This window comes from Paenibacillus sabuli (assembly GCF_014705605.1).
GTDB classification, from domain to species: domain Bacteria; phylum Bacillota; class Bacilli; order Paenibacillales; family Paenibacillaceae; genus Paenibacillus_D; species Paenibacillus_D sabuli.
The window spans coordinates 262,400-286,321 of record NZ_JACXIZ010000011.1; the positions used below are offsets into that span (position 1 = coordinate 262,400).

At 60.4% G+C, this 23,922-nt stretch carries 24 protein-coding genes and 1 tRNA gene; 9 read left to right on the forward strand and 16 right to left on the reverse strand.

The features are described from left to right. Positions 1-80: 80 nt before the first annotated feature. The 5 genes from clpX to IDH44_RS05550 form a co-directional block, all read right to left on the reverse strand. Positions 81-1,334 carry an ATP-dependent protease ATP-binding subunit ClpX gene (clpX, locus tag IDH44_RS05530; protein ID WP_190915483.1) on the reverse strand — a complete coding sequence of 418 codons (1,254 nt, stop codon included), beginning with the start codon at positions 1,332-1,334 and terminating at the stop codon, positions 81-83. 25 nt (positions 1,335-1,359) lie between these two features. Next, positions 1,360-1,947 carry an ATP-dependent Clp endopeptidase proteolytic subunit ClpP gene (gene clpP, locus IDH44_RS05535; RefSeq protein WP_190915485.1) on the reverse strand — a complete coding sequence of 196 codons (588 nt, stop codon included), beginning with the start codon at positions 1,945-1,947 and terminating at the stop codon, positions 1,360-1,362. Between the two features lie 244 nt (positions 1,948-2,191). Then, positions 2,192-3,493 (reverse strand): trigger factor, encoded by a 1,302-nt coding sequence (tig, locus tag IDH44_RS05540; protein WP_190915487.1) that lies wholly within the window; start codon positions 3,491-3,493, stop codon positions 2,192-2,194. Between the two features lie 86 nt (positions 3,494-3,579). After that, positions 3,580-4,512 carry a hypothetical protein gene (locus IDH44_RS05545; RefSeq protein ID WP_223869384.1) on the reverse strand — a complete coding sequence of 311 codons (933 nt, stop codon included), beginning with the start codon at positions 4,510-4,512 and terminating at the stop codon, positions 3,580-3,582. Between the two features lie 196 nt (positions 4,513-4,708). Next, a tRNA-Arg gene (locus tag IDH44_RS05550) sits at positions 4,709-4,785 on the reverse strand. 222 nt (positions 4,786-5,007) lie between these two features. Between IDH44_RS05550 and IDH44_RS05555 the strand changes: the two genes are divergently transcribed. The 3 genes from IDH44_RS05555 (at position 5,008) to IDH44_RS05565 (ending at position 8,768) form a co-directional block, all read left to right on the forward strand. Next, positions 5,008-6,159, forward strand: coding sequence for a sugar ABC transporter substrate-binding protein (locus IDH44_RS05555; protein WP_190915489.1), 1,152 nt, complete (start codon positions 5,008-5,010; stop codon positions 6,157-6,159). 96 nt (positions 6,160-6,255) lie between these two features. After that, the gene (locus tag IDH44_RS05560) at positions 6,256-7,779 is read left to right on the forward strand and encodes a sugar ABC transporter ATP-binding protein (protein ID WP_190915491.1); all 1,524 of its coding nucleotides are present in this window, start codon (positions 6,256-6,258) and stop codon (positions 7,777-7,779) included. A gap of 38 nt (positions 7,780-7,817) precedes the next feature. Beyond that, on the forward strand, positions 7,818-8,768 hold the full coding sequence (locus IDH44_RS05565) for an ABC transporter permease (protein ID WP_190915599.1): 951 nt from the start codon (positions 7,818-7,820) through the stop codon (positions 8,766-8,768). Between the two features lie 3 nt (positions 8,769-8,771). On the opposite strand, the gene IDH44_RS05570 is transcribed toward IDH44_RS05565, so the two are convergent. From IDH44_RS05570 to IDH44_RS05580, 3 genes are read right to left on the reverse strand one after another with little or no spacing between them, the layout of a single operon-like run. After that, on the reverse strand, positions 8,772-9,302 hold the full coding sequence (locus tag IDH44_RS05570; protein WP_190915493.1) for a chromate transporter: 531 nt from the start codon (positions 9,300-9,302) through the stop codon (positions 8,772-8,774). Next, positions 9,290-9,955 carry a chromate transporter gene (locus IDH44_RS05575; RefSeq protein ID WP_190915495.1) on the reverse strand — a complete coding sequence of 222 codons (666 nt, stop codon included), beginning with the start codon at positions 9,953-9,955 and terminating at the stop codon, positions 9,290-9,292. The genes IDH44_RS05570 and IDH44_RS05575 overlap by 13 nt, the downstream gene beginning before the upstream one ends. 16 nt (positions 9,956-9,971) lie before the next feature. Next, positions 9,972-10,439, reverse strand: coding sequence for an Lrp/AsnC family transcriptional regulator (locus tag IDH44_RS05580; protein ID WP_190915497.1), 468 nt, complete (start codon positions 10,437-10,439; stop codon positions 9,972-9,974). A 219-nt stretch (positions 10,440-10,658) separates the two neighbouring features. On the opposite strand from IDH44_RS05580, the gene IDH44_RS05585 reads away from it, so the two are divergent. Both IDH44_RS05585 and IDH44_RS05590 read left to right on the forward strand, forming a co-directional pair. Further along, positions 10,659-11,627, forward strand: a complete 969-nt coding sequence (locus IDH44_RS05585; RefSeq protein WP_190915600.1) for an MraY family glycosyltransferase — start codon at positions 10,659-10,661, stop codon at positions 11,625-11,627. A 164-nt stretch (positions 11,628-11,791) separates the two neighbouring features. Then, positions 11,792-12,691 (forward strand): YihY/virulence factor BrkB family protein, encoded by a 900-nt coding sequence (locus tag IDH44_RS05590; RefSeq protein ID WP_190915499.1) that lies wholly within the window; start codon positions 11,792-11,794, stop codon positions 12,689-12,691. Between the two features lie 16 nt (positions 12,692-12,707). On the opposite strand, the gene IDH44_RS05595 is transcribed toward IDH44_RS05590, so the two are convergent. Together IDH44_RS05595 and IDH44_RS05600 are read right to left on the reverse strand one after the other, a co-directional pair. Further along, positions 12,708-13,034, reverse strand: coding sequence for a hypothetical protein (locus tag IDH44_RS05595; RefSeq protein WP_190915501.1), 327 nt, complete (start codon positions 13,032-13,034; stop codon positions 12,708-12,710). Between the two features lie 15 nt (positions 13,035-13,049). Then, positions 13,050-13,388 carry a hypothetical protein gene (locus IDH44_RS05600; protein ID WP_190915503.1) on the reverse strand — a complete coding sequence of 113 codons (339 nt, stop codon included), beginning with the start codon at positions 13,386-13,388 and terminating at the stop codon, positions 13,050-13,052. Between the two features lie 148 nt (positions 13,389-13,536). Between IDH44_RS05600 and asnB the strand changes: the two genes are divergently transcribed. Further along, a complete protein-coding gene (asnB, locus tag IDH44_RS05605; RefSeq protein ID WP_190915505.1) occupies positions 13,537-15,378 on the forward strand; it encodes an asparagine synthase (glutamine-hydrolyzing) in 1,842 nt (613 codons plus the stop codon). Between the two features lie 132 nt (positions 15,379-15,510). Here the strand turns inward: asnB and IDH44_RS05610 are convergent, their stop codons facing one another. From IDH44_RS05610 to IDH44_RS05620, 3 genes are all read right to left on the reverse strand, one after another. Next, entirely contained in the window at positions 15,511-16,176 is a 666-nt protein-coding gene (locus IDH44_RS05610; protein WP_190915507.1) for a non-canonical purine NTP pyrophosphatase, read from the reverse strand. Next, on the reverse strand, positions 16,173-16,919 hold the full coding sequence (rph, locus tag IDH44_RS05615) for a ribonuclease PH (protein WP_190915509.1): 747 nt from the start codon (positions 16,917-16,919) through the stop codon (positions 16,173-16,175). Before rph ends, IDH44_RS05610 begins: the two co-directional genes overlap by 4 nt. Positions 16,920-17,029: 110 nt before the next feature. Continuing rightward, positions 17,030-18,085 (reverse strand): GerMN domain-containing protein, encoded by a 1,056-nt coding sequence (locus IDH44_RS05620; protein ID WP_190915511.1) that lies wholly within the window; start codon positions 18,083-18,085, stop codon positions 17,030-17,032. A 132-nt stretch (positions 18,086-18,217) separates the two neighbouring features. Between IDH44_RS05620 and IDH44_RS05625 the strand changes: the two genes are divergently transcribed. After that, complete coding sequence (locus IDH44_RS05625; RefSeq protein WP_190915513.1) at positions 18,218-18,757, forward strand: phosphatidylglycerophosphatase A family protein; 540 nt, start codon at positions 18,218-18,220, stop codon at positions 18,755-18,757. 426 nt (positions 18,758-19,183) lie between these two features. Here IDH44_RS05625 and IDH44_RS05630 read toward each other — a convergent pair whose 3' ends face one another. Together IDH44_RS05630 and IDH44_RS05635 are read right to left on the reverse strand one after the other, a co-directional pair. After that, positions 19,184-20,182 carry an MBL fold metallo-hydrolase gene (locus IDH44_RS05630; protein WP_223869386.1) on the reverse strand — a complete coding sequence of 333 codons (999 nt, stop codon included), beginning with the start codon at positions 20,180-20,182 and terminating at the stop codon, positions 19,184-19,186. Beyond that, complete coding sequence (locus IDH44_RS05635) at positions 20,179-20,925, reverse strand: class I SAM-dependent methyltransferase (RefSeq protein WP_223869387.1); 747 nt, start codon at positions 20,923-20,925, stop codon at positions 20,179-20,181. Before IDH44_RS05635 ends, IDH44_RS05630 begins: the two co-directional genes overlap by 4 nt. A gap of 171 nt (positions 20,926-21,096) precedes the next feature. On the opposite strand from IDH44_RS05635, the gene nagB reads away from it, so the two are divergent. Both nagB and nagA read left to right on the forward strand, forming a co-directional pair. Then, the gene (nagB, locus tag IDH44_RS05640; RefSeq protein ID WP_190915515.1) at positions 21,097-21,858 is read left to right on the forward strand and encodes a glucosamine-6-phosphate deaminase; all 762 of its coding nucleotides are present in this window, start codon (positions 21,097-21,099) and stop codon (positions 21,856-21,858) included. Next, positions 21,824-23,017, forward strand: coding sequence for an N-acetylglucosamine-6-phosphate deacetylase (gene nagA, locus IDH44_RS05645; protein WP_190915517.1), 1,194 nt, complete (start codon positions 21,824-21,826; stop codon positions 23,015-23,017). The genes nagB and nagA overlap by 35 nt, the downstream gene beginning before the upstream one ends. A gap of 113 nt (positions 23,018-23,130) precedes the next feature. On the opposite strand, the gene IDH44_RS05650 is transcribed toward nagA, so the two are convergent. Continuing rightward, positions 23,131-23,922, reverse strand: a complete 792-nt coding sequence (locus IDH44_RS05650; protein ID WP_317890121.1) for a DeoR/GlpR family DNA-binding transcription regulator — start codon at positions 23,920-23,922, stop codon at positions 23,131-23,133.

The window sequence follows — 23,922 nt, forward strand, 5'->3', positions numbered from 1 at the left end:
AAGTCCACCCGCGAGCGGGCAGCAAATCCGCAGCAAAGGGTGGAACAATGGCGAAATGATGTCTAACGGATCGCGCCGGATTAGGCGCTCTCCTCTTTTTTCTTGCCTTTTTTGCTCGTCAGCTCCGGCATGATGCGCTCCTCGATCACCTGGCGCGTGATGAGACAGGTATTGACGTCGTCGCGCGAAGGCACCTCGTACATGACGTCGAGCATGACGCCTTCGATGATCGCCCGCAGACCGCGGGCGCCGGTATTGCGCTTGATCGCTTCTTCCGCGATTGCCTCGAGCGCGCCAGCTTCGAAGTCGAGCTTGATGTTATCCATCTCCAACAGCTTCTGGTATTGTTTGACCAGTGCGTTTTTGGGCTCGGACAAGATACGAATCAGTGCTTGTTCGTCGAGCGGCTCCAGCGTCGAGATGACCGGCAGACGGCCGACGAATTCGGGAATCAGACCGAATTTGAGCAGGTCCTCGGGCAGCACGAGCGAAAGGTATTCGCCGCTTTTCAGATCTTTCTGACCTTCGCCGGTGTGGAAGCCGATCACCTTTTTGCCGATTCTGCGCTTGATCAGCTGCTCCAGACCGTCGAACGCGCCGCCGCAAATAAACAATATGTTCGTCGTGTCGATCTGAATGAATTCCTGATGCGGATGCTTTCGTCCGCCCTGCGGCGGTACGGAGGCAACTGTTCCCTCCAAAATTTTCAGCAGCGCCTGCTGCACGCCCTCACCGGATACATCGCGGGTGATCGAAGGATTTTCCGATTTGCGCGCGACCTTGTCGATCTCGTCGATGTAAATAATGCCGCGCTCAGCCTTTTCAACATCGTAATCGGCAGCCTGAATGAGCTTCAGCAGGATGTTCTCGACATCCTCGCCGACATAGCCGGCCTCGGTCAACGAAGTGGCGTCGGCGATGGCAAACGGAACATTCAAAATACGGGCCATCGTTTGCGCAAGCAGCGTTTTGCCCGATCCGGTCGGACCGACCAGCAAAATATTGCTTTTTTGCAACTCCACATCCTCAACCTTGCTTTGCGAGTTAATACGCTTGTAGTGGTTGTAAACCGCTACGGAAAGCGATTTTTTCGCCTGCTCCTGTCCAATGACATAGGAATCGAGAATCTGGCGGATTTCCTGCGGCTTCGGAATATCCTTCAGATCGAGCTCTTCTTCTTGGCCGAGCTCCTCTTCGACGATTTCCGTGCACAGCTCGATGCATTCATCGCAAATATATACGCCGGGACCGGCAACGAGCTTGCGGACCTGGTCCTGCGACTTGCCGCAGAACGAGCATTTCAACTGGCCCTTCTCGTCGTTGAATTTAAACATGCAATCACCTCTTTACTGGAAATGGTTAACCCTCTGGCGATGTCACCACACGGTCGATCAAGCCATAAGCATGCGCCTCTTCCGCGCTCATAAAATAGTCGCGATCGGTATCGCGGTCGATTTTTTCATAAGGCTGGCCAGTCGTGTCCACATAGATCTGGTTCAGCTTCTGCTTCGTCTTTAGAATCCAGTCGGCGTGGATCTTGATATCAGCCGCCTGTCCTCTTACCCCGCCGAGCGGCTGGTGAATCATGACCTCGCTGTTGGGCAGCGCGAACCGCTTGCCCTTGGCGCCCGCCGTCAGCAGCAACGAGCCCATACTGGCCGCCATGCCGACACAGATGGTCGATACGTCCGGCTTGATGAACTGCATCGTATCGAATATGCCCATTCCGGCCGTTACGGATCCGCCGGGTGAGTTAATGTACAAGTGGATATCCTTCTCCGGGTCGTCGGCCGCCAGAAACAGCAGCTGCGCGATAATGACGTTGGCAACTTCGTCATCGATGGCGCTGCCCAAAAAGATAATCCGATCCTTGAGGAGGCGGGAATAAATATCGTACGAGCGCTCCCCGCGACTGCTTTGCTCGACTACGATCGGCACTAGATTCATGCGACCAACCTCTTTTCTTTATTGACTTGCGTGCCCCTCCATTTTAACATGTTCGGGATGCAATGTCATTTTTCCGAAGGCGCTGCGCGCCGGCTTGCAAATTATGTATAACGCGTTTCAAAAGAAGGCACGTACGGAAAGCACGTGCCTTGTCGTTATGTTCAAAGCGAGCAAATTTGGCGGAACGAAACTTGCGCCGCCGCCAAAGGACGGCAGTATCCATTGCGCCCTGCAGCAAGCTCGGCTAGGAGACTTCGGTAGCCGTCTTGCTGTGCTCCATCAAAAACTTGATCGTTTTGCGAAGCGCAAGATCTTCCTTGAGGTTGGCGAGATTGCCGTTGCCGGTGAAGATGGTGCGCAGTTCCTCTGCCGGACGGTTGTACATTTTGGACATGTTCTCCAGCTCTTCGCTCAGCTCGTCCTCGGATACCTCGATCCCTTCCGCCTTGGCGATCTGCTCCAGCACGAGGTTGTTGCGTACGCGCTTCTCCGCGTCTGCGCGCATCTGTCCGCGCAGCGCCGCCTCGTCCTGACCGGAGAATTGATAGTAGAGCTCCAGGTTCATGCCTTGCTGGCTCAGACGATTTTCGAAGTCCTTCAGCATGTAATCCGTCTCTGAGGCGATCATCGCCTCCGGAATTTCGACCTGGGCAGCTTCGGCCGCTTTTTCGATGACTGCCGATTCGCGCGCCTGCTCGGCTTCCTTGAGCTTGCGCTCCTTCAGATTGGCCTTCAGATCTTCCTTGTACTCCTCGAGCGTGTCGAATTCGCTGACGTCCTTGGCGAACTCGTCGTCCAGCTCGGGCAGGCTTTTCCGTTTGATTTCATGCAGCTTGACCTTGAATACTGCCGGCTTGCCGGCCAGATTCTCGGCGTGGTATTCCTCCGGGAAGTTCACTTCCACGTCCTTGAAGTCGCCGATATTCATGCCGATCAACTGCTCCTCGAAGCCCGGGATGAACGAGCCCGAACCGAGTTCGAGCGTGTAGCGCTCCGCTTGGCCGCCCTCGAACGCTTCGCCGTCGACGAAGCCTTCGAAATCGATGATCGTCGTATCGCCTTTGGCCGCCTCGCCTTCTTCGATGACGACGAGCTCGGCATGACGTTCCTGCAGACGCTCGAGCTCGGCTTGCAGCTCCTCGTCGGTCACTTCGGCCTCTGCTGCGGGAACTTCGAGACCTTTGTACTCGCCCAGCTCCACTTCCGGCTTGACCGTGACCTTTGCTTTGAATTTGAACGGTTCGTTCTTGGCGAATTGCTCGACATCGATCTCCGGACGGTCTACCGGCTGGATGCCCGTCTCGCTGACAGCCGCGGAATAGGCGTCCGGCAGCAAAATGTCGATGGCGTCCTGATACAGGCTCTCGACGCCGAAACGCGATTCGAAAATGCCGCGCGGCACTTTTCCTTTGCGGAAGCCGGGCACATTGACCTTCGGCATGACTTTTTTGAACGCTTGATCCAGCGCGTCCTTGACGCGCGACTCTTCCACCTCAACGTCGAGCGTGCCGACGTTCTGTTCTATCTTTTCCCATGTTGCTTTCATTTTATGCTTTTCCCCTCCAAAAATACGTGTCCGCACTTATTTTCCGATCATAAACCATTCCATTATAAACAACATCGATTTGATTTTCAAGGCTCGGAGTCGTCCTCCTTGCCCCGGCTCGCATCCGCGACCTGTCGCAGCACGCGGCTCGCCTGCTCGTAACGAAAACGAAGCGCGTCCGTAATGCCGTAAGCATCGCGGACTTCGTCGTCATTGGCTGTGCCGTGGACGACGAGCAGCAGCGTCAAGTGCAGCGACGCGGCGAAGCAATCAATCGATTCCTCGTCGTCGTGCAGCATCCAGCCATAAGTCGTCGTGCCATACAAAAATTGCAAGCATTCCTTCCAGAGCTCGCGCGCAAAATGCGGCAGCGTAGGATCGATCGGCTCGGTTACCTGCTCCACGCGCTCGACGATCCGCTGCACCGGCGCCGGGAAGTCCTCCAAGCCCAGCGGCGTAAGCTCGATCTCCAGTTCGCTTTCTTCGCCGAGCCGCTGCAGCTTCACCCGTCCGGATACGCCGCGCTTGCGCAGGCATTGCAGCACTTTGAACTGAAGCACAGGGTGCAGCTCCGTCTCGGACAGCCAGCCGAGCAGCTCGCCGTCCACCTCCGGGTGCCGGAGCAAGGCGGCGCGTTCCAGCGCGAGCAACTGCTGATCGATCATCGGATGATGCTTCATTATATATAGCACTTGCTGGACGTATGATTCGTCCTGCTCGCCCGGATCGAGCGCCTGCCGCCGCAGTTCGTTTTCATCCGCGGCTTCTTCGTCCCGGCCGCCGTCCGATGAAGGAAAGGCCATGTCGAGCCAATTCAACAGATTTTCCCATTCTTCGTAATGCCGCTGCTCTTCACCTTGGCATTGCAACAGGAAGCGCAGCAAGTCGCGCGCATCGCCGTAGCGTTCGGCTTCCAGCATGCGAGTGAGCTGTACCTGATAATGATCCAGCATTTTGGGGAATAGGTATACATTCTCTTTGCCGGCTTTATCGTGTGGCGTATTGGTCGTTGTCATCATGGTTCACCGCCCTTTTGTCCCGCCGGACCTGCCATTTGCGGTTATTGAGCTTGCTTATGTACGCTCTGATTATAGCACAGCGTCAGCCAAAGCAAAAATCGCCTTGCCGTTTGCCGCAAAAAGCCGCCGATCCCGTACGAACAGGGACTCTGGCGGCTTCAATCATGGCTGCTCCAGGCCTTATGTAAAGTCGACTTGGCGTCCCAGGAGGGATTCGAACCCCCGACCGACGGCTTAGAAGGCCGTTGCTCTATCCAACTGAGCTACTGGGACCAATCATCAAATCGAAAAACCTAGGCCATTTTACCACGCCGCTTTTAAAAAAGCAATCCCGGATTGGCAGTCGAAAATAGCGATGGAATGTAAATGAACGCTATGCTAGAATAGCAAGGGTCGAATGTTGTCGAATGAGAAAATTGAGATTGACGATTATGACAAATTCCTATAGGATAACTTATGATTAAAGATAGACAGAAAAAAGGAGAGAAACACACCATGCAAAGGACTTCAAAAACAGTAGTGCTGTTGCTGCTTGCTCTGGTCCTGCTCGTAGCCGGCTGCGGTCAAGCGGCCAACAACGGCGGAAACGACAAAGGTTCCGGCAATGACGACAACGCGGCAGGCCACTCCGAATCCTCGACCGCCAGCGAGCTCGATCTGCCTGTCGCCATTGCCGACAAGGACGAAATAAAAATTATGGTGATCCGGAAAATCGGCGGCGATGATCATACCGCGCAATTTTTGGCCGGAGCCAAGCAGGAAGGCGAAGCGCTCGGCTTCAAAGTCGACACCTTTGCCGCCAGCGGCAACGCTGCCGAATTTCACGACGCTATCGCGCAAGCCGCCGACGGCGACTACGATGGCGTCATCATTTCCCACGGCGACGACCAGGCTTCGGTCGAAGGCGTGCAAAACTTCGTCGATAAAGGCATTCCGGTCGTCACGTTCGACTCGGCCGCCGAGATCGGCACTATCGAAGGCGTGACCATGACCTCCCAGAACGACGAGCAGCTCGCGCAGCTCGCCTTGGACAAGCTGGTCGAGGAACAGGGCGAAGACGCCAACATTCTGTATCTATGGGTCGACGGCTTCCCGCCGATGGTGCGACGCAACGCCGTGTATCAGCAAGTATTGGCCGAGCATCCCGGCATCACGGAGCTGGCCCGCTTCGGAGTCGCCGCCGAAGACACCAGCGTACAGACCCAGAACGCCGTGGCCGCAATGCTGACGAAGTATCCGAAGGGCGAAATTGACGCCATTTTCGCTACGTGGGACTTTTTTGCGCAAGGAGCGGCACGGGCGATTGCAGAAGCGAATCGCAATGAAATCAAAATTTACGGCATCGACGTCTCGGGCCTCGACCTGCAGCTCATGCAAGAGGAGAACAGCTCCTGGGAAGCCACCGCCGCCGTCGACCCGAAAATGATCGGCGCCGTCAATGTCCGCCTGCTGGCCAAAAAAATTGCCGGCGAGGAGACGCCCGCCACGTACAATCTTGAACCGTCGCTCATTACGCGCGAGCAGTTGGCGCAATCGGACGAGCCTGTCAACATGATCAACCTCGCCGAGCTGATTCCCGGTTGGGGCATATCGGATGCATTCGAGGAAGATTGGATGATAGCGCTGAAAGAAGCAAACGAAAAATAAAGCCACCGCACGGCAAGCCCGTATGGCACGGCAGGCGTTCCTTTCCCCCCGGGGAGGGAGCGCCTTGTCGATTTTAAATGAAAGGAAGAATGAGCGATGACGGAGAAGCAGCCCGGCAAGCTGGAAATGCAGGACATCTCGATCGCTTTTCCGGGTGTGCAGGCGCTGAAGGACATGCATTTTTGCGCCGAGCGCGGCCGTGTCCACGCGCTGATCGGCGCCAACGGCGCCGGCAAATCAACCCTGATGAAAATATTGGGCGGCGCTTACGATCATTACACCGGAACGATCAAGATCGATGGCGCTGCCGCGGCAATTCGCTCGCCTCGCAATGCCAAGACGCTTGGGATCCAGGTCGTCTATCAAGAAGTAGACACTGCGCTGATTCCCAGCCTGAGCGTCGGCGAAAACCTGATGCTCGAGCAGCTCGTTCACGACATGAAGGGCCGTCATCTCGTGCGCTGGCGCACGCTGCATCGCAGCGCGCAGCAGCAGCTCGACCGGCTGCAGGTCCGGGTCGATTCGCGCAAGCTTGTTCAGGACCTTACCTTGGCCGAGAAGCAAATGGTGCTCATTGCCCGCGCAGCCTCCCTCGAATGCCGCTATCTTGTGCTCGACGAGCCGACAGCCCCGCTGAGCAGCGCAGAGACGGCCGAGCTGTTTCGACTCGTACGCGAGCTGAAGGCAAGCGGCGTCGGCATCATTTTTATCTCGCACCGGCTGCCCGAGCTGTATGACATCTGCGACGACATTACGATCATGCGGGACGGCCGCTTCGTGCTGCGCGAGCGTCTGCAGGCGCTGCGCCAGGAAGAGATCGTGGAGCATATGCTGGGCGCCCGCATGGAGCTGCAGTTCCCCCGGTCCAGCAGGCGAATCGGAGAGCCGCTCCTCGAGGTGCGTCAGCTGCGGGACCCCGGACGGCTCGACGCAATCGATCTCTCGATTCGCAAAGGCGAAATTGTCGGTCTCGCCGGACTCGTCGGCGCCGGCAAGACCGAGCTATGCCGGGCGTTGTTCGGCGCCTCTCGCACCGCGATGGGCGAGGTCGTCCTCGACGGGCGAGCGTCAGCGCGCGCCCGAACGCCCTATCAAGCAGTGCGCCGAGGCTTTGCCCTCGTCCCCGAGGAACGGCGCAAAGAAGGCATCCTGGTCCAAGAGTCGGTCGGGGCCAATCTGACAGTCCCCACACTCGGTCGCTACAGCCTGGTCGGGAGCTGGATACGACGCGGGCGGGAGCGCCGTGCGGCCGAAGCCATGATCGGTCGTCTCGGCATCAAGACACCGAGCGCGCAGACCAGGGCCGGCAATCTGTCCGGCGGCAACCAGCAAAAAATCGCAATCGGCAAATGGCTGCTCGCCGACGCGGCGGTGTATCTATTCGACGAGCCGACCAAAGGCGTCGATGTCGGAGCGAAGCGAGACATTTTCCAGCTCGTGGACGAGCTGGCCCAACGCGGCAAGTGCGTGCTGTACGCCACCAGTGAGCTATCCGAGATCGTCGGCATCACCGATCGCGTCTATGTCATGTACGACGGAAAAATCGTCAAGGAGCTGGAAACAGCGGCGACGACAGAAGAAGAACTGCTGTTCTACAGCACAGGAGGCGGAGCAACGTGAAGACGGCAACTGCGGCTAAGCCCGGCTTCGGCAGCCGGATGCTGCACTTTTTATACAACTACGGCACATTGATCACCATCGTTTTGATTGTCGCTGTATTTAGCCTGTCTACGGACAGATTCCTGACCGGAGACAATATGATCAACATCTTTCGTTCTATTGCGGTTGTGACCATTATCGCCATTGGCTTGACGATTTCGCTGGCGGCGGGCGGCTTTGACCTCTCGATCGGCTCCACCGCTTCGATCGGCAACGCCATCGTGATCTCGATGTTCGTCTGGCACGGTCAGGGACTTGGCGTTGCCGTAGCCGTTACAATATTTTTCTGTCTTCTGGTCGGGCTGGTGAACGCCCTGCTCGTCATTAACTTCAGAATTCAGGACATGCTCATGACGCTCGCCACGATGTTCGTCTTCCAGGGCGTGGCGATGACGTATACGCGCGGCGCCACAGTCTCGCAAAATATGATCATGTCCGACGGCAGCTACGCCGAAGGCGTCATTCCCACCCTCTTCGGCACGCTCGGCAAGGTGCCCTGGATCATCGTCATCATGCTCGTCATCGTCGTGCTCGTCCATGTCGGCTTGACCTATACCAAGCAGGGCCGCTATCTGTATATGATCGGCGGCAATCGCGAAGCGGCCGAGCTATCCGGCATTGCCGTGTCGCGCTATCGGTTAATGGCCTATCTGCTGTCGGCCCTGTTCGCCGGCATTGGCGGCATGATGCTCGGCGCCCGCATTCTGAGTGCGGAGGTCAGCTCCGGCGCCCCCTATCTCATGGACGCGGTAGCGGCGGCCTTTATCGGCTATTCCGTGCTGGGGGCGGGCAAGCCGAATGCGCTCGGCACATTCGCCGGCGCGGTATTGATCGGTCTGCTGCAGAACGGCCTTGTCATGCTGTCCGTCTCCTATTATGCAATGGACATCGTCAAAGGCTCGGTGCTTGCATTGGCGCTGGCGCTCACGTATTACCGACGCAGCCGCTAGAGACTAGGACAAAAAGATCCCGCCGTATACAAAGGCCGCCACGATCAGCAGCGCCGGATGGATGCCGCGAAATTTCATCAAATAAAGCGCCGCCGCCGCGATTCCGGCAAACTGCCAGAACCCGATCGTAAGCACCGACTCGCGCAGGCTGGTCCACGTCACCATTAGCATCATCACCGCAATGACCGGCTGCACGAGCAGCGTCATCCCCTTCACCGAAGACGATTGCTTGTAGCGCTGCAGCAGCTTGAGCAGCAGGATGAGCGCGATCGCCGACGGTGCGACCGTCCCGAGCAGCGCTGCCGTCGCGCCGAGCCAGCCGCCGACGTCATAGCCGACGAATGCCGCGATCTTGGTGGCGATCGGTCCGGGAAGGGCGTTGCCGAGCGCCAGCATATTCGAGAACTCCGTGCTGCTCATCCAGCCGGCATGGTCGACGACCTCGCGATACATGAGCGGGATCGAAGCCGGTCCGCCGCCGTAGCCGAAAATATTCGCCAGCATAAAGCGGATAAAAAGCTCTACCCATTCCATGGCAGTCCCCCCTCGCGATCGGGCCGCCTGGGACGCGCTTTCCAGCGCGCCTTGACCCGATGATGGAACGCGCCGTAGACCAAATAGGCAAAAATGACAATCGCCGGGTGCAGACCCGCGAGCTGCAGCAAGGCGAACGCACCGGCAAAAAGCCCGACGCCCAGCCACAAGCCAAGTCCCTTCACCGCCTTCTCTCCGAATTCATAGGCCATGACCCCGAGCATGACCGCGACCACCGGCACGACGCCGGCGATCATGCCCTGAATAATCGGGGACGATTGAAAAAACGCCATGAACGCATACAGACCGATCATCGCCGCTCCCGTCGGCACAATATGCGCCGCCACCCCCACTGCGCCGCCGGGCCAGCCGCACAGCCGGTACCCGAGATACGCCGCCAGCTTGGTCGCGATCGGTCCCGGCAGCGTATTGGCAATCGCCAGTACCTCGCCGAATTCGTCGTCGTCCATCCACTTGAAGCGGGTCACCGCCTCATGGCGAATGAGCGGAATCGTCGCTGGCCCTCCGCCGTAACCGACCAGCCCGGTGCGCAATAGCGCAATGCACAGCTCCTTGTACCGCACTGCCGCCGCAGTTTTTTCAATCGGCTTTGCCTCTTTTGCGGTCAGCGCTCCGCCCGCTTCTTCTCCCATGTAGGTCCATCCTTTCTTATAGCCGCATCCCCATGCGGCTTTTGTAGCGCTTGATCAGCACTTGGCAGTCCACGCTCCGCACGCCCGGCAAGTTGTACAAGCGATGCTGGAGGAACGCCTCCATCTCCTTGTTGCCGGCAAACAAACCATGCATATGCAGCTTGCTCGGACCGGACATATGGTAGAGGCTCGTCACCTCGGGCTCCTCCGCCAGCCGATCCGCGATCTCCATCAGGCTGGCAGGCTCCGCTTCCACGTTAAAAAACGCGGACACCGTAATGCCCAGCTTCTCCGGATTGATGATGCAGGCAAATCGTTCGATCACGCCGCTCTCCTGCAGCGCCGTTACGCGCCCCTGCACCGCTACGCGCGAGAGCCCGACCTCCTTGGCAAGCTCGGTGTAAGAAGTCCGGCTGTTGGCATTCAATGCGCTGAGCAGTCGGCGATCAATGTCATCCAGCACGGGATTTCCTCCATTTTCCATATTCCTTCGAATCCCTTCCATTCCGTATTCGTTCAATTCGAAATAAATTATATCATTTCTCTTTCGATTTGCAATTAAAAATTAAATTTTGATTTATTTTCGAAAACAACCATCCTCCTTGATTCCTGTAGGTTTTTTAATTCGACAATGGACGGACTCTTTATTATAATTAAGCTTAGCGAAAAAAAGCGAAATTCCAGATTTCATCTTCCTTTGGTGGTGAGAACAATTCTTTACCTTTTGACCTTGCTCATTGCTTTTGCCGTCGTATACGTGCTGATCCCCCCGCTTAGCCGGCTCGCCTTTCGTCTTGATTTTGTGGACAAGCCCAGAGCCGGCGTAGAGCGCAAGCTGCACCGCGAGCCGATTCCGCTCACCGCCAGCTATGCGATATTTGTCGGTTTTTTTGCCGCTTATGTGCTGATTGCCCGCGATTTATCGTGGGAGACGGCCGCACTCTTCGGCGGCGGCGTGCTGCTTTTGTCGATCGGCACGCTCGACGACTGGTTCAAGACCAAGGGCAAGGATTTCCCCGCCTTGCCGAAATTGCTCGTGCAGGTGTCGGCCGCCGTGCTCGTCTATGCGGCGGGCATCAAGTTCAGCGGCTTCTTCAACCCGTTCACCGAGCAGTACGTGATGCTGCCGGTGTGGCTGCAATTCACGCTGACGATCCTGTGGATATTTGGCGTAACGACCGTCATCAATTTCTCGGACGGCATGGACGGCCTTGCAGGCGCGCTCTCGGCAATCTCCGGCGCGACGCTGTTCATCGTCGCTCTGGCGATGGGCCAGAGCGGCTCCGCGATCATGGCGGCGGCGCTGGTCGGCGTCACGCTCGCTTACTTGCGCTTTAACAAGCCGCCGGCCAAGGTGTTTATGGGCGATGCGGGCGCAACCTTCCTGGGCTTTGTCCTGGCGGTCATCGCCCTCGACGGCGCGTTCAAGCAGGCCACCGTCCTGTCGCTGTTCATCCCGATTCTGGCGCTCGGGGTGCCGATCTTCGACAATCTGTTCGTCGTCGCCAGACGCTTTTTGCAGGGCAAGTCGATCTATCAGGCCGACGCAAGCCAAGCCCATTACCGGCTGCTGCGAGCAGGCTTGACGACCAAGCAGGTCGTCGCCTTCCTCTGCCTGATCAGCGCTTGTCTGAGCCTCTCCTCGATTGTGCTGCTGCTGTTGGAGGTATGATTGCGGGGGCAGGCCCCGGTCCCGACCTTGCGGGACCGGGGCTGTTTGCTTTGTTTGCCCCGCAGCGGCCAAGCCGCGATTCAAGCCCCCTTTGTTTCGGTTATACCCTTTATAAACTGTCGCATACTATAGGAATAGCAGATCCAAGAGCAGGGGGGAAGACCATGACAAAAAGCCGCGTTTCGTTCGGCGATTTCGTACAAGAGCTGTATAGCCGCTTCCAGGATGACGAGGTTCCTGCGCTCGGTGCGCAACTGACGTATTATTTGATTCTCGCTTTTTTTCCATTTCTCATCTTCCTCGTCACCGTGATCGGCTACACGCAGGTATCGGAGCAAGAGGTCATCGATGCGATAGCCAGCTTTATGCCCGCCGATTCCGCGACGATGGTGACCACGATCCTCGATGAAGTACGCGAGAACGGCAGCGGCACCTTGCTGAGCGTCGGCATGCTCGCCACGTTTTGGGCCGCCTCCAACGGCATCAACGCCATTATCAAAGGACTGAACAAAGCGTACGACGAGGAAGAAAACCGACCGTTCTGGAAGGTTCGCGGCATCTCGCTGCTGTCGACCGTCGTGCTGGCGCTGATCATCATCACATCCATGCTAATGCTTATTTTCGGACAAGTCATTGGCGAGCAAGTGTTTCGCTTGCTCAATTATCCGTCCGGCTTCGATCCGGTCTGGACGATCGCCCAATATATCATACCGCTGCTGATTATGGTCGGGGTGTTCATGCTGCTGTACAAAATTACGCCCAACCGATTTTTGACCTTCCGGGACGTATTGCCCGGCTCGCTGTTTGCGACGCTGGGCTGGATCGTCACCTCGCTTGCGTTCTCGTTCTATGTGAGCCAGTTCGGCAATTACTCCAAGACGTACGGCAGCATCGGCGGCATTATCGTGCTGTTGATCTGGCTGTACTTAAGCTCCATCATCATTCTGCTCGGCGGCGAAATCAATGCGGCGCTCGCCTTCATCCGCGAGGGCAAGCGCAAGCAGAGCAGCAAGGCCTTCGCCCTCGATCTGCCATTTTTCAGAAAAAACAAGCCCGTCGAGTAAACGACGGGCTTGGGTTCTAAATGAGCCTATTCAGTTCGACGCGCACAGAAGGGTCGGCCAGAATCGTCTGCAGGAATTGCTTGCCGCTCATGCCGACCTCCTCTTCGATATGACTTGCCTCGACGGCCGCATAGGCCTGGTGCAAGTTGTTGTCGTACCAGTCCGCCGTGTAATCCGCATCGTTATGCACTACCTGCCGCAGCACGAAATCCTGCTCGTCGCCCCTGCATATCCGGGCGAGCATCGTGCGCCCCTGACGGTCGCCGGTCGCCACCTCGACCTCCGCGCACAGCACGCCGTCAAGCTTGAGGACTCGCCGCACTTCAGCCTTGCCGATCGTCACGCCGCTCGCCCTCCCCTATCCACGCACATTCAGATGCATCGATTCAATATGCGCCCTTGTCTCATCCGTTCCAAGCTCGTGCAGCAAGTTGTAGATTTTTTCAATGAAAAATTGCGTCGTCGAGGACATCTGCTGCTGCGTCGCGCTCCCGAACGGATGCAGCGAAAAATGCCACGTCTCTGCCTCATCCCAGCTGGAGAGCTCCTCGAACAGCTCCTGCAGCCGATTCAATTCTTCTTCGTTGGCCCGAATGATCAGCTCGTACGATGCCGCCTCCGGATCCTCAAGAATTTGCCCTGCGCCGACGGATACGTAATACGTTTTGCGTGCTGCCTTCGCCTGCGTATCGTCCACGTCCTGCTCGCCTCCTCGTCCAAGCCGCTACCCGGCTCTTCCGCATAGCATCCCCCTCCGGGCAGACATTTTATTCCCGCCCGGTGCATATATCTCTGAGACCCGGGTATAACGCCCTGCAATATTCGACAGAGAGGAATGAAGCAGCATGTGCGGAATTACCGGATGGATCGACTGGACCTCCGACCTCACCATGCAGAGCGCCACGCTGGAGCAGATGACCGAGACGCTTGCGCCGCGCGGGCCGGACGCCTCCGGCACCTGGATCACGACGCACTGCGCGCTCGGTCATCGCCGCCTGAGCGTCATCGACCCGGAGCATGGCGCGCAGCCGATGGTACGGATGCGCGGCGAGCAACCCTATATCATCGTCTACAATGGCGAGCTGTACAATGCGCCCGAGCTGAGACGCGAGCTGGAAAGCCGTGGGACGCGGTTCACGACGAGCTGCGACACCGAAGTGCTGCTGCAAGCTTATATGGAGTGGGGCATGGATTGCTTGGATCGGCTCAACGGCATCTTTGCCTTCGCGGTGTGGGATAATGTGCGGGAGCAACTGTTTTTGGCACGGGACCGGCTCGGGGTCAAGCCGCTTTTTTATAGCACGGTCGGGGGCAAATTCCTGTTCGGCTCCGAGCCGAAAGCACTGCTGGCCCATCCCGATTGCCCGCCTGAGATCGGGGCCGAGGGATTGGCTGAGCTGTTCGTAATCGGTCCGGCGCGCACGCCGGGCCAAGGGGTATACAAGCAAATTGCGGAGCTGCGGCCGGGCCGCTGCATGATGGTCGACCGCAACGGGGCGCGCGTTCGGACCTACTGGCAGCTGGAGAGCCGCCCGCATCCCGACGACGTGGAGCAGACGGCGAAGCGGGTCGGCGAACTCCTCGCCGATACAGTCGAGCGCCAGCTCGTCTCCGACGTGCCCGTGTGCACGCTGCTCTCCGGCGGACTTGACTCCAGTGCGCTGACAACGCTGGCGGTACGCTACTATTCCCGCACCGGCCAGGGCGCCGTGCATACGTATTCGGTCGACTATGCCGACAACGACAAGCATTTTCGTTCCAATGCCTTCCAGCCCAATGCCGACGCGGTATGGATCAAGCGCATGCACCAGCACCTGGGCACGGTTCACCACCCCGTCGAATTCGACACGCCTGAGCTCGTCGACTCGCTCAGCGCGGCTGTCGCCGCCCGCGATCTGCCAGGCATGGCCGACATCGACGGATCGCTTTATCTGTTTTGCCGCGAAATTAAAAAAGGCGCCACCGTCGCCGTTTCCGGCGAGGCCGCGGACGAACTATTCGGCGGCTATCCGTGGTTCCATCGCGAAGAAGCGCTCAATGCCGACACGTTCCCGTGGGCTCTGGCTTCGCCGATGCGCGCCGAGCTGCTCTCACCCGATCTGGCCTCGTGGGTGAAGCCGCTTGATTACATCGGGGACCGCTATACGGACGCTGTCAAGGAAGTTCCGCACCTGGACGGCGAGACGCCGCAGCAACGACGCATGCGAATCATGTCCTATCTCAACATCACGCGCTTCATGCCGACCTTGCTCGATCGCAAGGACCGGATGAGCATGGCGGTCGGTCTTGAGGTACGCGTGCCGTTCTGCGATCATCGGCTGGTGGAATATGTATGGAATATACCCTGGGCGATCAAGACCGCCGGCGATCGCGAGAAGGGAATCCTGCGCAAGGCGCTGCGCGGCGTGCTGCCCAGCGACGTGCTGACGCGCAAAAAAAGCCCTTACCCGAAGACGCATAACCCGAACTACCTCGGCGCCGTACGAGGCCGACTCCAGGAGGTGCTGGACAATCCGGCCTCGCCGCTGCTGCCGCTCGTCAACGTCGCGAAGATCCGCGAGCTGCTGCAGGCCGATCAGTCCTCGCCGCTGCCATGGTTCGGCCAGCTCATGTCCGGGCCGCAGCTGTTCGCGTACCTGCTGCAGATGAACGAATGGCTCGGCACACACCGCGTCTACGTCCGCTGAGGCGGCGGTGTGGCTGCCGGTGTGGCTGCCGCCCTCGCGCAGGCTCGTCGTGCCAAGCGCCTGACGAGCGGCAGGCCAAGGGCAAGTCTCTCTGTTCGCAAGCACCCGGGAGTGCCCGCTGCGGCCCGCCTGTCAGTCACGCAGCAGCGGCAGCAGACGCCCGAGCGCCGCGCCGCGGTGGCTGATCGCCTGCTTTTGCGGCTTGGTCAGCTGCGCCATCGTGCAGCCCAGCTGCGGCACCCAGAACAGCGGATCGTAGCCGAAGCCGCCGTCGCCCAGCGGGCGGTCGAGGATGACGCCGGGCGCCGCGCCCTCGACTGCCGTCACCTTGCCGCTAGCCGGATCGTACAGCGCGAGCGCGCATACGAAGCGGGCCCGGCTGAGCGCGCGCACCCCGTCCGGAAGAGCGTAACCGCCGGCAGCCGCATAGGCGGCTGCCTCTTCGTGCGACTGCGTTCCCTCCGCCAGCGTCGCCAGCAGCTTGGCGTTGTTCGCACTGTCGCCGGCTCCCTCGCCGGCATAGCGTGCCGAGTAGACGCCCGGAGCGCCGCCGAGCGCATCGACGCATAGCCCCGAATCGTCCGCCAGCGCCGGGACGCCGAGCGCTCGCGCCACCGCTTGCGCCTTGAGCAGCGCGTTGGCGGCGAAGGTATCGCCCGTCTCTTCCGCGGGCTCCAGGCCAGGGTAGTCGATCAGACTGCGCACGCCGATGCCGAGCTCGCCGAAGGCATGGGCGAACTCGGCGACCTTGCCCCGGTTGCCGGTCGCGATGACAATCACGTCCGCCGGCCGGCTCATGCCCGCTGCGCTCCGATCCGGGTCCCCGCCGCGCCGAGCGCTTCCTTCTGCGCTTCGATCAGCGCCGCGATGCCGCCTTCCGCATGCTCCAGCAGGCTGCCGAGCTCCGCCCGGCTGAACGGCGCGTCCTCGCCGGTGCCCTGCACCTCGACGAATTTCCCCGACCCGGTCATGACGACGTTCATGTCGACCTTGGCCTTGGAATCTTCCTCGTAGTTCAGATCGAGCAGCACGTCGCCCTGCAGGACGCCGACGCTGACCGAGGCGAGATAATCGGTAATCGGATAGCGGGCAAATTTGACGTTGCGGCTAAGCTTATGTACGGCTAACGCCATCGCCACGAAGGCGCCGGTGATCGAGGTCGTGCGCGTGCCGCCGTCGGCCTGGATGACGTCGCAATCGATCATGATCGTGCGCTCGCCGAGCGCCTGCAGATCGACGACAGAGCGCAGCGCGCGCCCGATGAGGCGCTGAATTTCCATCGTGCGGCCGGTCAGCTTGCCGCGCACCGACTCGCGCGGATTGCGCGAATGCGTGGCGCGCGGCAGCATCGCATACTCGGCGTTGATCCAGCCCTTGCCCTGCCCCTTCAAGAAGGGCGGGACGCGCTCGTCGACGGTGGCGGTGCAGATCACCCTCGTATCGCCCATCTCGATCCATACGGACCCTTCCGCGTATTTATTCGTATCCAGCGTCATCTTGACGGGTCTGAGCTGGTTGGACAGTCTTCCTTCGGTTCGCATTGCGTTGATGGCCTCCCATTAAGCATGAATTTTTGCAAGTGGTCCCCATTATTCTACCAGAGTCCCTTGCAAAAATCACGCCGCGTCCACGCGCGCCGGGACGGGAGGGATTACGACTTGAGCGCGTTGATCGCCTCGGGACGGGCGACCGGCTCGCTGTAGGAGCGCTGATTCGTATCCAGGACGTCCGATTGGCCGTTGATCTGGATCATGACCTGCTCCGCGCCCGTCATATCCGACACCGAGAGGATGACCGACTGCAGCATCTCCGCCGGCATCGGCTGCTGCGGCGAATACGCGTCGTCCTGGAGATTGACTGTCGCGACGCCGTTCTCCAGCGTCACCTCCGCGACCTCGACATCCGGCGTCATCACGCCGCTGAGCGGGGTGAGCGGGGCCGGCCCGGCGACCAGCTGCTCCAGAGCCGCGCGCGCCGCGTCGTCCGCGCGCTCGACCAGCCGAGTTACCGGCACATAGTACTGCTCATCCAGCGGCGACACCGCCGAGAAGTACAGCGTGACCGGCATCGAGCGGCTGACGTCCACGCCGAGCGACCGTTCGAGGTTGATGCCGACGGCGCGCGACAACGGCTCCTCGAGCGGGAAGCCGTCTACCGGCATCTCCGTCAGCTGCACGCCCTCGCTCCACAGCTCGACACCTTCAATTCCGGGGAATCCGGTCAAGGTCCAGGTGAGCGATTCGACGATGCGGCGCTCGTCCTGCACATTGTAGCCGGTAAAGAGCGCCGACAGATCGACAATCGCCAGCTCGCGCTCGGGATCGACCGTCACGCTGTTCACCTCCGTGCCGGTCGGCAGCACCGCCTCGAAGCCGTCGGGCAGCTGCGAGGTATAATCGGAGTCGCGGACGAGCATTTCCAGCGCCGTTTGCTCGAGACTTGCGCCCTGCTCCTTCGGCGCCAGCAGCGTGACCGGCGCGATATAGCCGTTGCGGTCGCTCAGATAGAGCGTCACCTGCGCCGCATTGTCCGGCACGGCTACCGTCTCCTGGTCGAGCTCGCCGCCGATCCCCGGCGGCTGCGCCCTCGGCGGATCGATCTGCTGCGACGTCTGCTGCCCGAATACGCCGCACCCTGTCGCAGCCGTCAGTGTTGCTGCCATCATTGCGGCGATCGCCGCCTTGCGAACCCGTGCTGCATGGATCATGTCATGTACCTCCCTGTCGAATCGTACCCATTTGGTACAGCTTCGGTTTTGTAGTACTATGTATACGAGCCCGTCCGTAATTTAGACCAGGATTTGTCCGACTATCTACGAAGCAGGAGAGGTGCATATTCCATGTCCAACCCGAGTGCGTACAGTCTCAACAGTCAGAAGGTCGCTCAAGCGACCGAGCAATGGCTTCAGCAGCGGGGCGTGACCAAGCGCGAGATCGCGCATCTGGCGCTGTTCCTGCAGAAGGATTACTTCCCGGAGCTCACCATCGAGGAATGCGAGGAGAACGTCGACGCCGTCCTCTCCAAGCGCGAGGTGCAAAATGCAGTGCTGACCGGCATCCAGCTCGATATCCTGGCGGAAGAAGGCAAGCTGCTGCCGCCGCTGCAGGATATGATCAAGCACGACGAAGGCCTTTACGGCTGCGACGAGATACTGGCCTTGTCCATCGTCAACGTATACGGCAGCATCGGGCTGACCAACTTCGGCTATGTCGACAAGCTCAAGCCCGGTATTCTGAAAAAGCTTAATGAAAAAGCGGACAAACCGATCCATACCTTCCTCGACGACATCGTCGGCGCCATCGCCGCGTCGGCGAGCAGCCGCATCGCGCACCGCAAGCAGGCCGAGCGGGAAGGCGTGACCGATCCGCCGCTGGACTAGCATTCCGGCACATCAGGCCGCTAATTCGACCGCTGCTCAGACCGGTACATTTCTGGCCCCTTATCCCCACTAAGCGGCTCCCACGTCCGTTAGAGCAGGCTGCACTGTGCTCGCAGTGTGAACAGTTGCGCTCACAGTGTGAACCTGCAGCAAGCTGCGCTTGCAGCGTAAATCTGCCAACCATAGGGATGGCCGCATAAAGCCGCCGATCAGAGCTTCCGCAACGGAAAGCCCGTAATCAGGCAGCCTCCGGAGGGAAGCTGACAGCGGGAAGCTGACAGCCGGACTGGCCGAATGATCGTCCGAGACCGTCGTCCTGCCGCCGCGGCCCCCCCGCGCGCCGGGAGCTCAGCTCTCCCCTTCGAACCGTTGCCCCGATTTTCGAAGTCCCAGAGCCTTAGCGGGCCAGCGAGCAACTAGACGCGCTCAGACGCCGACGTAGCGCAGCACCCCGTCGTCGCCTCGTCTGAGCACGGCTCGACCGTCATAGACGAGACGCTGCAAGTGGGCCAGCGTCTCGGCCATCGCGAACCGCAAGTTGTGCGCGCTGTCTGTCGCCCGTTCACCGAATAGACGCATACACAGCGCATAGCCCGTCGCCGGTGTCGTCAGCCACTGCGCGAGCCGGTCCAGACGGCGGCGATGATGCGCCTGCAGCTCGAGGATGCGAGTCGCAAAGTCCGGAAACGGGTCGCGATGTCCCGGGAAGGCCATGGCGACGGGGTATTGCAGCAGCCGCTCCAGACTCGCCAGGAACGCCTGCAGCGGATCGTCCGGCTCGCCAGGCACAAGGCTGATATTCGGCGTAATCTGGGGCAGCACCTGATCGCCGCACAGCATGCGCCGGCCCTGGGGCTCGTACAGGCACAGATGGCCGTCGGCATGACCGGGCGTATCGATCGCCTGCCAGAGGAGGCCGCCGATCAGCAGCTCCTCGCCGGCCTCGACATACGTGACCTGCGGCTGCGGCTCGACGAGCGGCAAGAAGCTCGCCAGATGCCGTTCAATCGCGGCCAGCTCCTCTTCCGGCATGCCGTGCAAGCCGAACAGCGCCCGCAGCTCCGCCGCAAATCCGCTGTCCGAACGCCACAGCCGCCGGGCATAGCGATGGGCGCGGCGCGACATCCTTACCGGCGCCCCGCAGCGCTGCTGGAACCAGCCTGCCAGGCCGTAGTGATCGGGATGCTGATGCGTCAGCACGATCTGCCGGATCGCGCCATAGCCGATGCCGTGCCTGGCCAGCAGCGCCTCCCACTCCCGCTCCGCCTGCTCCGTGTGCAGGCCCGGGTCGACCAAGGTATAGCTGCCTGCATACGGAATCAGATAGCTGTTCACCCAGCGCAGCGTCATCGGCAGCGGCACCTTGACCTGCAGCCAGCCGCTGCCCAGTTCGATCGCCTCCATCGTCTGCGCGTGCCGCGTCATCCGCGCACCGTGCCGATCAGGATCATTCTTCGCGAGGTAGCGGGATCGTAGACGCGCCCGTCATAATCGCCGCGCACCTCGTCTAGCACGAGCCCCGCCCCCGCCATGGCCTGCTCGAACCAGTCCAGATCATAGAGCCGCACCCGCTCCGAATAATGCCGGACAGGCGCGCCGGGCCGCTCGAGCGCAATCTCCTTCTTCACCCAGCCGTCCTCGATGCGGCGGTGCTCCCGAATCGTCCAGCCGGTCAGCGCGTCGACGCGCTCCGAATAGGGCACGAGCCGCGAAGCGACGTCGCCCGGATTCAAAAAATCGATCAGGCATCGTCCTTGCGGCCTTAGCACCCGTTTCAGCTCGCGCAGCACATGGGCATTGTCCGTCTCGGGCTCGAAATAACCGAAGGACGTAAAAAAATTGACTGTCGCCTCCATACTCGCCGCCGGCAAAGGCAGCGCGCGCATGTCGCCGCGCATCCATGCAACCGCTTTTTCTGAATCGTGCTTTCTGGCTTCGTTCAGCAGCTCCTCCGACAGATCCACCCCGGTGACGCGATAGCCTGCCGCAGCGAGCGCCAGCGCGTGCCGGCCCATCCCGCAGCCGACGTCCAGCACCGCCGCGCCGGCGCGCAGGCGCAGCCAGCTCGCCATCGCTTCGACCTCCTGCGCCGCCGCCTCCCAGTCCCGATGCCGATAAATGACCGGATAATCGCAGCCAAAGCTTTTTTCAAACCATTCCCCCACCATACATTCCCTCCCGCCAAACTATAAAAAAAGTATAGGAGCTATCATTCAAAAATGCAAAAATGATTTTTAATTTCTTTTTTGTGATCGAAAAATTCAAATTAAATTGTTAACCAATCAAAAAGAGCGTATAATGAAGAAAAGACCCGCAATGGGAAGGGAGAGCGACACGCAATGAACATTCATATTTTTGATCATCAGCATGAGCTCGATCAAGCGGCTGCGTCGCTGATCATCGATACCGTCCGCGGTACAGCTCAGCCGGTGCTGGGGCTCGCTACCGGTTCGACGCCGACCGGCATCTACCAGGCGCTGCTGCACCAATTCAAGAGCGGAGCGGTATCCTTCAAGCACGCCACGACCTTCAACCTGGACGAATATGTCGGCTTGCCGCCGGAGCACGACCAGAGCTATGCTTATTATATGAACACCCGCTTTTTTGACCATATCGACATCGCGCGCGAACAGGTCCATCTGCCCGACGGCATGGCCGACGATCTGGAAGCCGAATGCCGGCAGTACGACCGGATGCTCGCCGCTGCCCCGGTCGACCTTCAACTGCTCGGCATCGGGCACAACGGCCATATCGGCTTCAACGAGCCTGCCCAGGCTTTGCGAAGCGGCACCCATGTCGTACAATTGCAAGAGGAGACCTTACAAGCCAACGCGCGTTTTTTTGAGCGGTCGGCGGATGTGCCGCAGCGCGCCATTACGATGGGTATCGGCTCGATCTTGCGCGCCAAGTCGATCCTGCTCGTCGTACGCGGCGCGGACAAGGCCGCCATCGTGCGAGAGGCGCTGACGGGGCCGATTACGACGTCCTGCCCCGCCTCGCTGCTGCAGACGCATGCCGCCGTGACGGTGCTGCTCGATCGCGCAGCCGGAAAGGAGCTGCAAGACCATGACCTCTCATCCCCGTACCTGGCATATTCATAACCTGAACCTTGTCGCAGAAGAATGCATCATCTCGCTCGGCGCGCTGACTGTCCAAGACGGCGTCATCGCCGCCATTCACGAGCACGTCGGCACGCCGGAGGTTGCCGCCTTCGCCGACGCAGCCGACGTCGTCATCGACGGCGAGGGCGGCTATCTGCTGCCCGGCTTCATCGATATGCATGTGCACGGCGGCCACGGCGCCGACTTCATGGATGCGACGCCCCAAGCGTACGACACCATCACCCGCTATCATGCCGGACACGGCACGACCGGCATGCTGGCGACGACGATGACGGCCCCGCAAGCGGACATCGAAGCCGTCCTGGACTGCGCCGCCCGTTACCGCGAGGCGGAGATGCCTTACGCGCAGCTGCTGGGCGTCCATCTCGAAGGACCGTTCATCAGTCCGCGCTGGCCCGGCGCCCAGAATCCGGCCCATATCTCGCCGCCCCGGCCGCAATGGCTCGCACAATGGCAGCGGCAATGGCCGGACTTGATCCGTCAGGTGACGCTGGCACCGGAGGCCGAGGGCGCGCTGCCGTTCGTCGCCGCGCTGCACGAGGCGGGTATCATCGCCGCCGCCGGTCACACCGACGCCGACTACGACACGATCGTCGAGGCCGTCCGGCACGGGCTCAGCCAGGCGGTCCATACCTTCAACGCCATGACGCCGCTGCATCACCGGCAGCCCGGCACGGCCGGTGCCGTGTTGACGACCGATGCGATCTGCGCCGAGCTGATCGCGGACGGGCTGCACGTCCATCCGGCTGTGATCGCCCTGCTCGCCCGCGTCAAGCCGCCCGAGCAGCTCGTGCTGATCACCGATGCGATGTCGGCGGCCGGCCTCGGCGACGGCCAGTACGCGCTCGGCGGATTGGACGTCACCGTCCGCTCAGGCGAGGCTCGCCTGACTCAGGGCGGCAACCTGGCCGGCAGCACGCTGACGATGATCGGTGCGATTCGCTACATGCATCGCGTCGTGGGCGTATCGCTGCCGGACGCGAGCCGGATGGCCAGCGGCAACCCGGCGCGTCGCCTCGGCATCGACGGACATACGGGCAGCATCGCGGTCGGCAAGCGCGCCGACCTCGTCTGGGCGAGCCCCGAGCTTGAGGTGCGGCGGACGTGGGTCGGCGGCCGGTCCGTCACGGAAGGCTGAGCGCAGCAGACCGCGTAGACGAAAAGGGCAGTACGACAAGTCATCGAATGATGGATGGCCTGTCGTACTGCCCTTGTTTTGCGTCTATTTGCTCCCTGCTCTGCTCCGGCGGGCTAGCGCTCCGCCAGTGCAAGCTGTACCTCGATGCCCGCGCTCGCCGCTGCGCCGGACAGCTCCTCCGGCAGCGCTGCGTCGGTTACAAGCCCGTGCAGCTCGCGCAGAGGGGCAATCGAGAACAGCGAGGTTCGCCCGACCTTCGTGTGGTCGAAGACAGCATACGTATGACGAGAGCGCGCGATCAGCACCTTGGCGATATGCGCTTCCTGCTCGGAATACGTGGTGATGCCGCCGGCGGCGGAGATGCCGTCGATGCCGATGAACATTTTGCCGATGTGCAGGTGACCGACCATCGCCTCGCCGAGCGGGCCGCACAGCTCGTAGCTGTTGTGCCGCATGATGCCGCCGGTGACGACGACCTGGATGTCGCTGCCGGCCAGCTCCAGCGCGATATTGACCGCATTGGTGACCACCGTGATGCCCTTGCGCGCTTTGAGCAGCTTGGCGATCAGGTAGTTGGTCGTCCCGCCGGAGAGGCCGACCACATCGCCCTCCTCGACGAGCGATGCCGCACTGGCCGCGATGCGCTCCTTCTCCAGATAGGACAGTCCGGTCTTCTCGTCGAAGGGCAGGTCGCGCGCCGTGTTCATGCCGTCGTACATGGCGCCGCCGATCGTGCGGATGAGCGTCTCGGTCTTCTCCATCGCCTCGAGATCGCGCCGCGCGGTCGCCTCCGAGCAGCCGAAGCGCTCCACGATCTCGCCGATCGTGATGCGCCCCTGCTGCTTGAGCAGCGTCATCAGCTCGCTGCGCCGCCGCTGTCCCTTGGACAGCTGTGCGCCGGCCAC

What these genes read in the sequence shown, in the direction of transcription:
- IDH44_RS05630 (WP_223869386.1), bottom strand. Translation starts at nt 20,182, where the DNA reads ATGACGCGGCACGCGCAGACGATGGAGGCGATCGAACTGGGCAGCGGC.
- clpX (WP_190915483.1), bottom strand. Translation starts at nt 1,334, where the DNA reads ATGTTTAAATTCAACGACGAGAAGGGCCAGTTGAAATGCTCGTTCTGC.
- IDH44_RS05610 (WP_190915507.1), bottom strand. Translation starts at nt 16,176, where the DNA reads ATGAGCCGGCCGGCGGACGTGATTGTCATCGCGACCGGCAACCGGGGC.
- IDH44_RS05555 (WP_190915489.1), top strand. Translation starts at nt 5,008, where the DNA reads ATGCAAAGGACTTCAAAAACAGTAGTGCTGTTGCTGCTTGCTCTGGTC.
- nagA (WP_190915517.1), top strand. Translation starts at nt 21,824, where the DNA reads ATGACCTCTCATCCCCGTACCTGGCATATTCATAACCTGAACCTTGTC.
- asnB (WP_190915505.1), top strand. Translation starts at nt 13,537, where the DNA reads ATGTGCGGAATTACCGGATGGATCGACTGGACCTCCGACCTCACCATG.
- IDH44_RS05635 (WP_223869387.1), bottom strand. Translation starts at nt 20,925, where the DNA reads ATGGTGGGGGAATGGTTTGAAAAAAGCTTTGGCTGCGATTATCCGGTC.
- rph (WP_190915509.1), bottom strand. Translation starts at nt 16,919, where the DNA reads ATGCGAACCGAAGGAAGACTGTCCAACCAGCTCAGACCCGTCAAGATG.
- IDH44_RS05580 (WP_190915497.1), bottom strand. Translation starts at nt 10,439, where the DNA reads ATGGAAAATGGAGGAAATCCCGTGCTGGATGACATTGATCGCCGACTG.
- IDH44_RS05560 (WP_190915491.1), top strand. Translation starts at nt 6,256, where the DNA reads ATGACGGAGAAGCAGCCCGGCAAGCTGGAAATGCAGGACATCTCGATC.
- clpP (WP_190915485.1), bottom strand. Translation starts at nt 1,947, where the DNA reads ATGAATCTAGTGCCGATCGTAGTCGAGCAAAGCAGTCGCGGGGAGCGC.
- IDH44_RS05565 (WP_190915599.1), top strand. Translation starts at nt 7,818, where the DNA reads ATGCTGCACTTTTTATACAACTACGGCACATTGATCACCATCGTTTTG.
- IDH44_RS05575 (WP_190915495.1), bottom strand. Translation starts at nt 9,955, where the DNA reads ATGGGAGAAGAAGCGGGCGGAGCGCTGACCGCAAAAGAGGCAAAGCCG.
- tig (WP_190915487.1), bottom strand. Translation starts at nt 3,493, where the DNA reads ATGAAAGCAACATGGGAAAAGATAGAACAGAACGTCGGCACGCTCGAC.
- IDH44_RS05545 (WP_223869384.1), bottom strand. Translation starts at nt 4,512, where the DNA reads ATGATGACAACGACCAATACGCCACACGATAAAGCCGGCAAAGAGAAT.
- IDH44_RS05620 (WP_190915511.1), bottom strand. Translation starts at nt 18,085, where the DNA reads ATGATCCATGCAGCACGGGTTCGCAAGGCGGCGATCGCCGCAATGATG.
- nagB (WP_190915515.1), top strand. Translation starts at nt 21,097, where the DNA reads ATGAACATTCATATTTTTGATCATCAGCATGAGCTCGATCAAGCGGCT.
- IDH44_RS05590 (WP_190915499.1), top strand. Translation starts at nt 11,792, where the DNA reads ATGACAAAAAGCCGCGTTTCGTTCGGCGATTTCGTACAAGAGCTGTAT.
- IDH44_RS05570 (WP_190915493.1), bottom strand. Translation starts at nt 9,302, where the DNA reads ATGGAATGGGTAGAGCTTTTTATCCGCTTTATGCTGGCGAATATTTTC.
- IDH44_RS05625 (WP_190915513.1), top strand. Translation starts at nt 18,218, where the DNA reads ATGTCCAACCCGAGTGCGTACAGTCTCAACAGTCAGAAGGTCGCTCAA.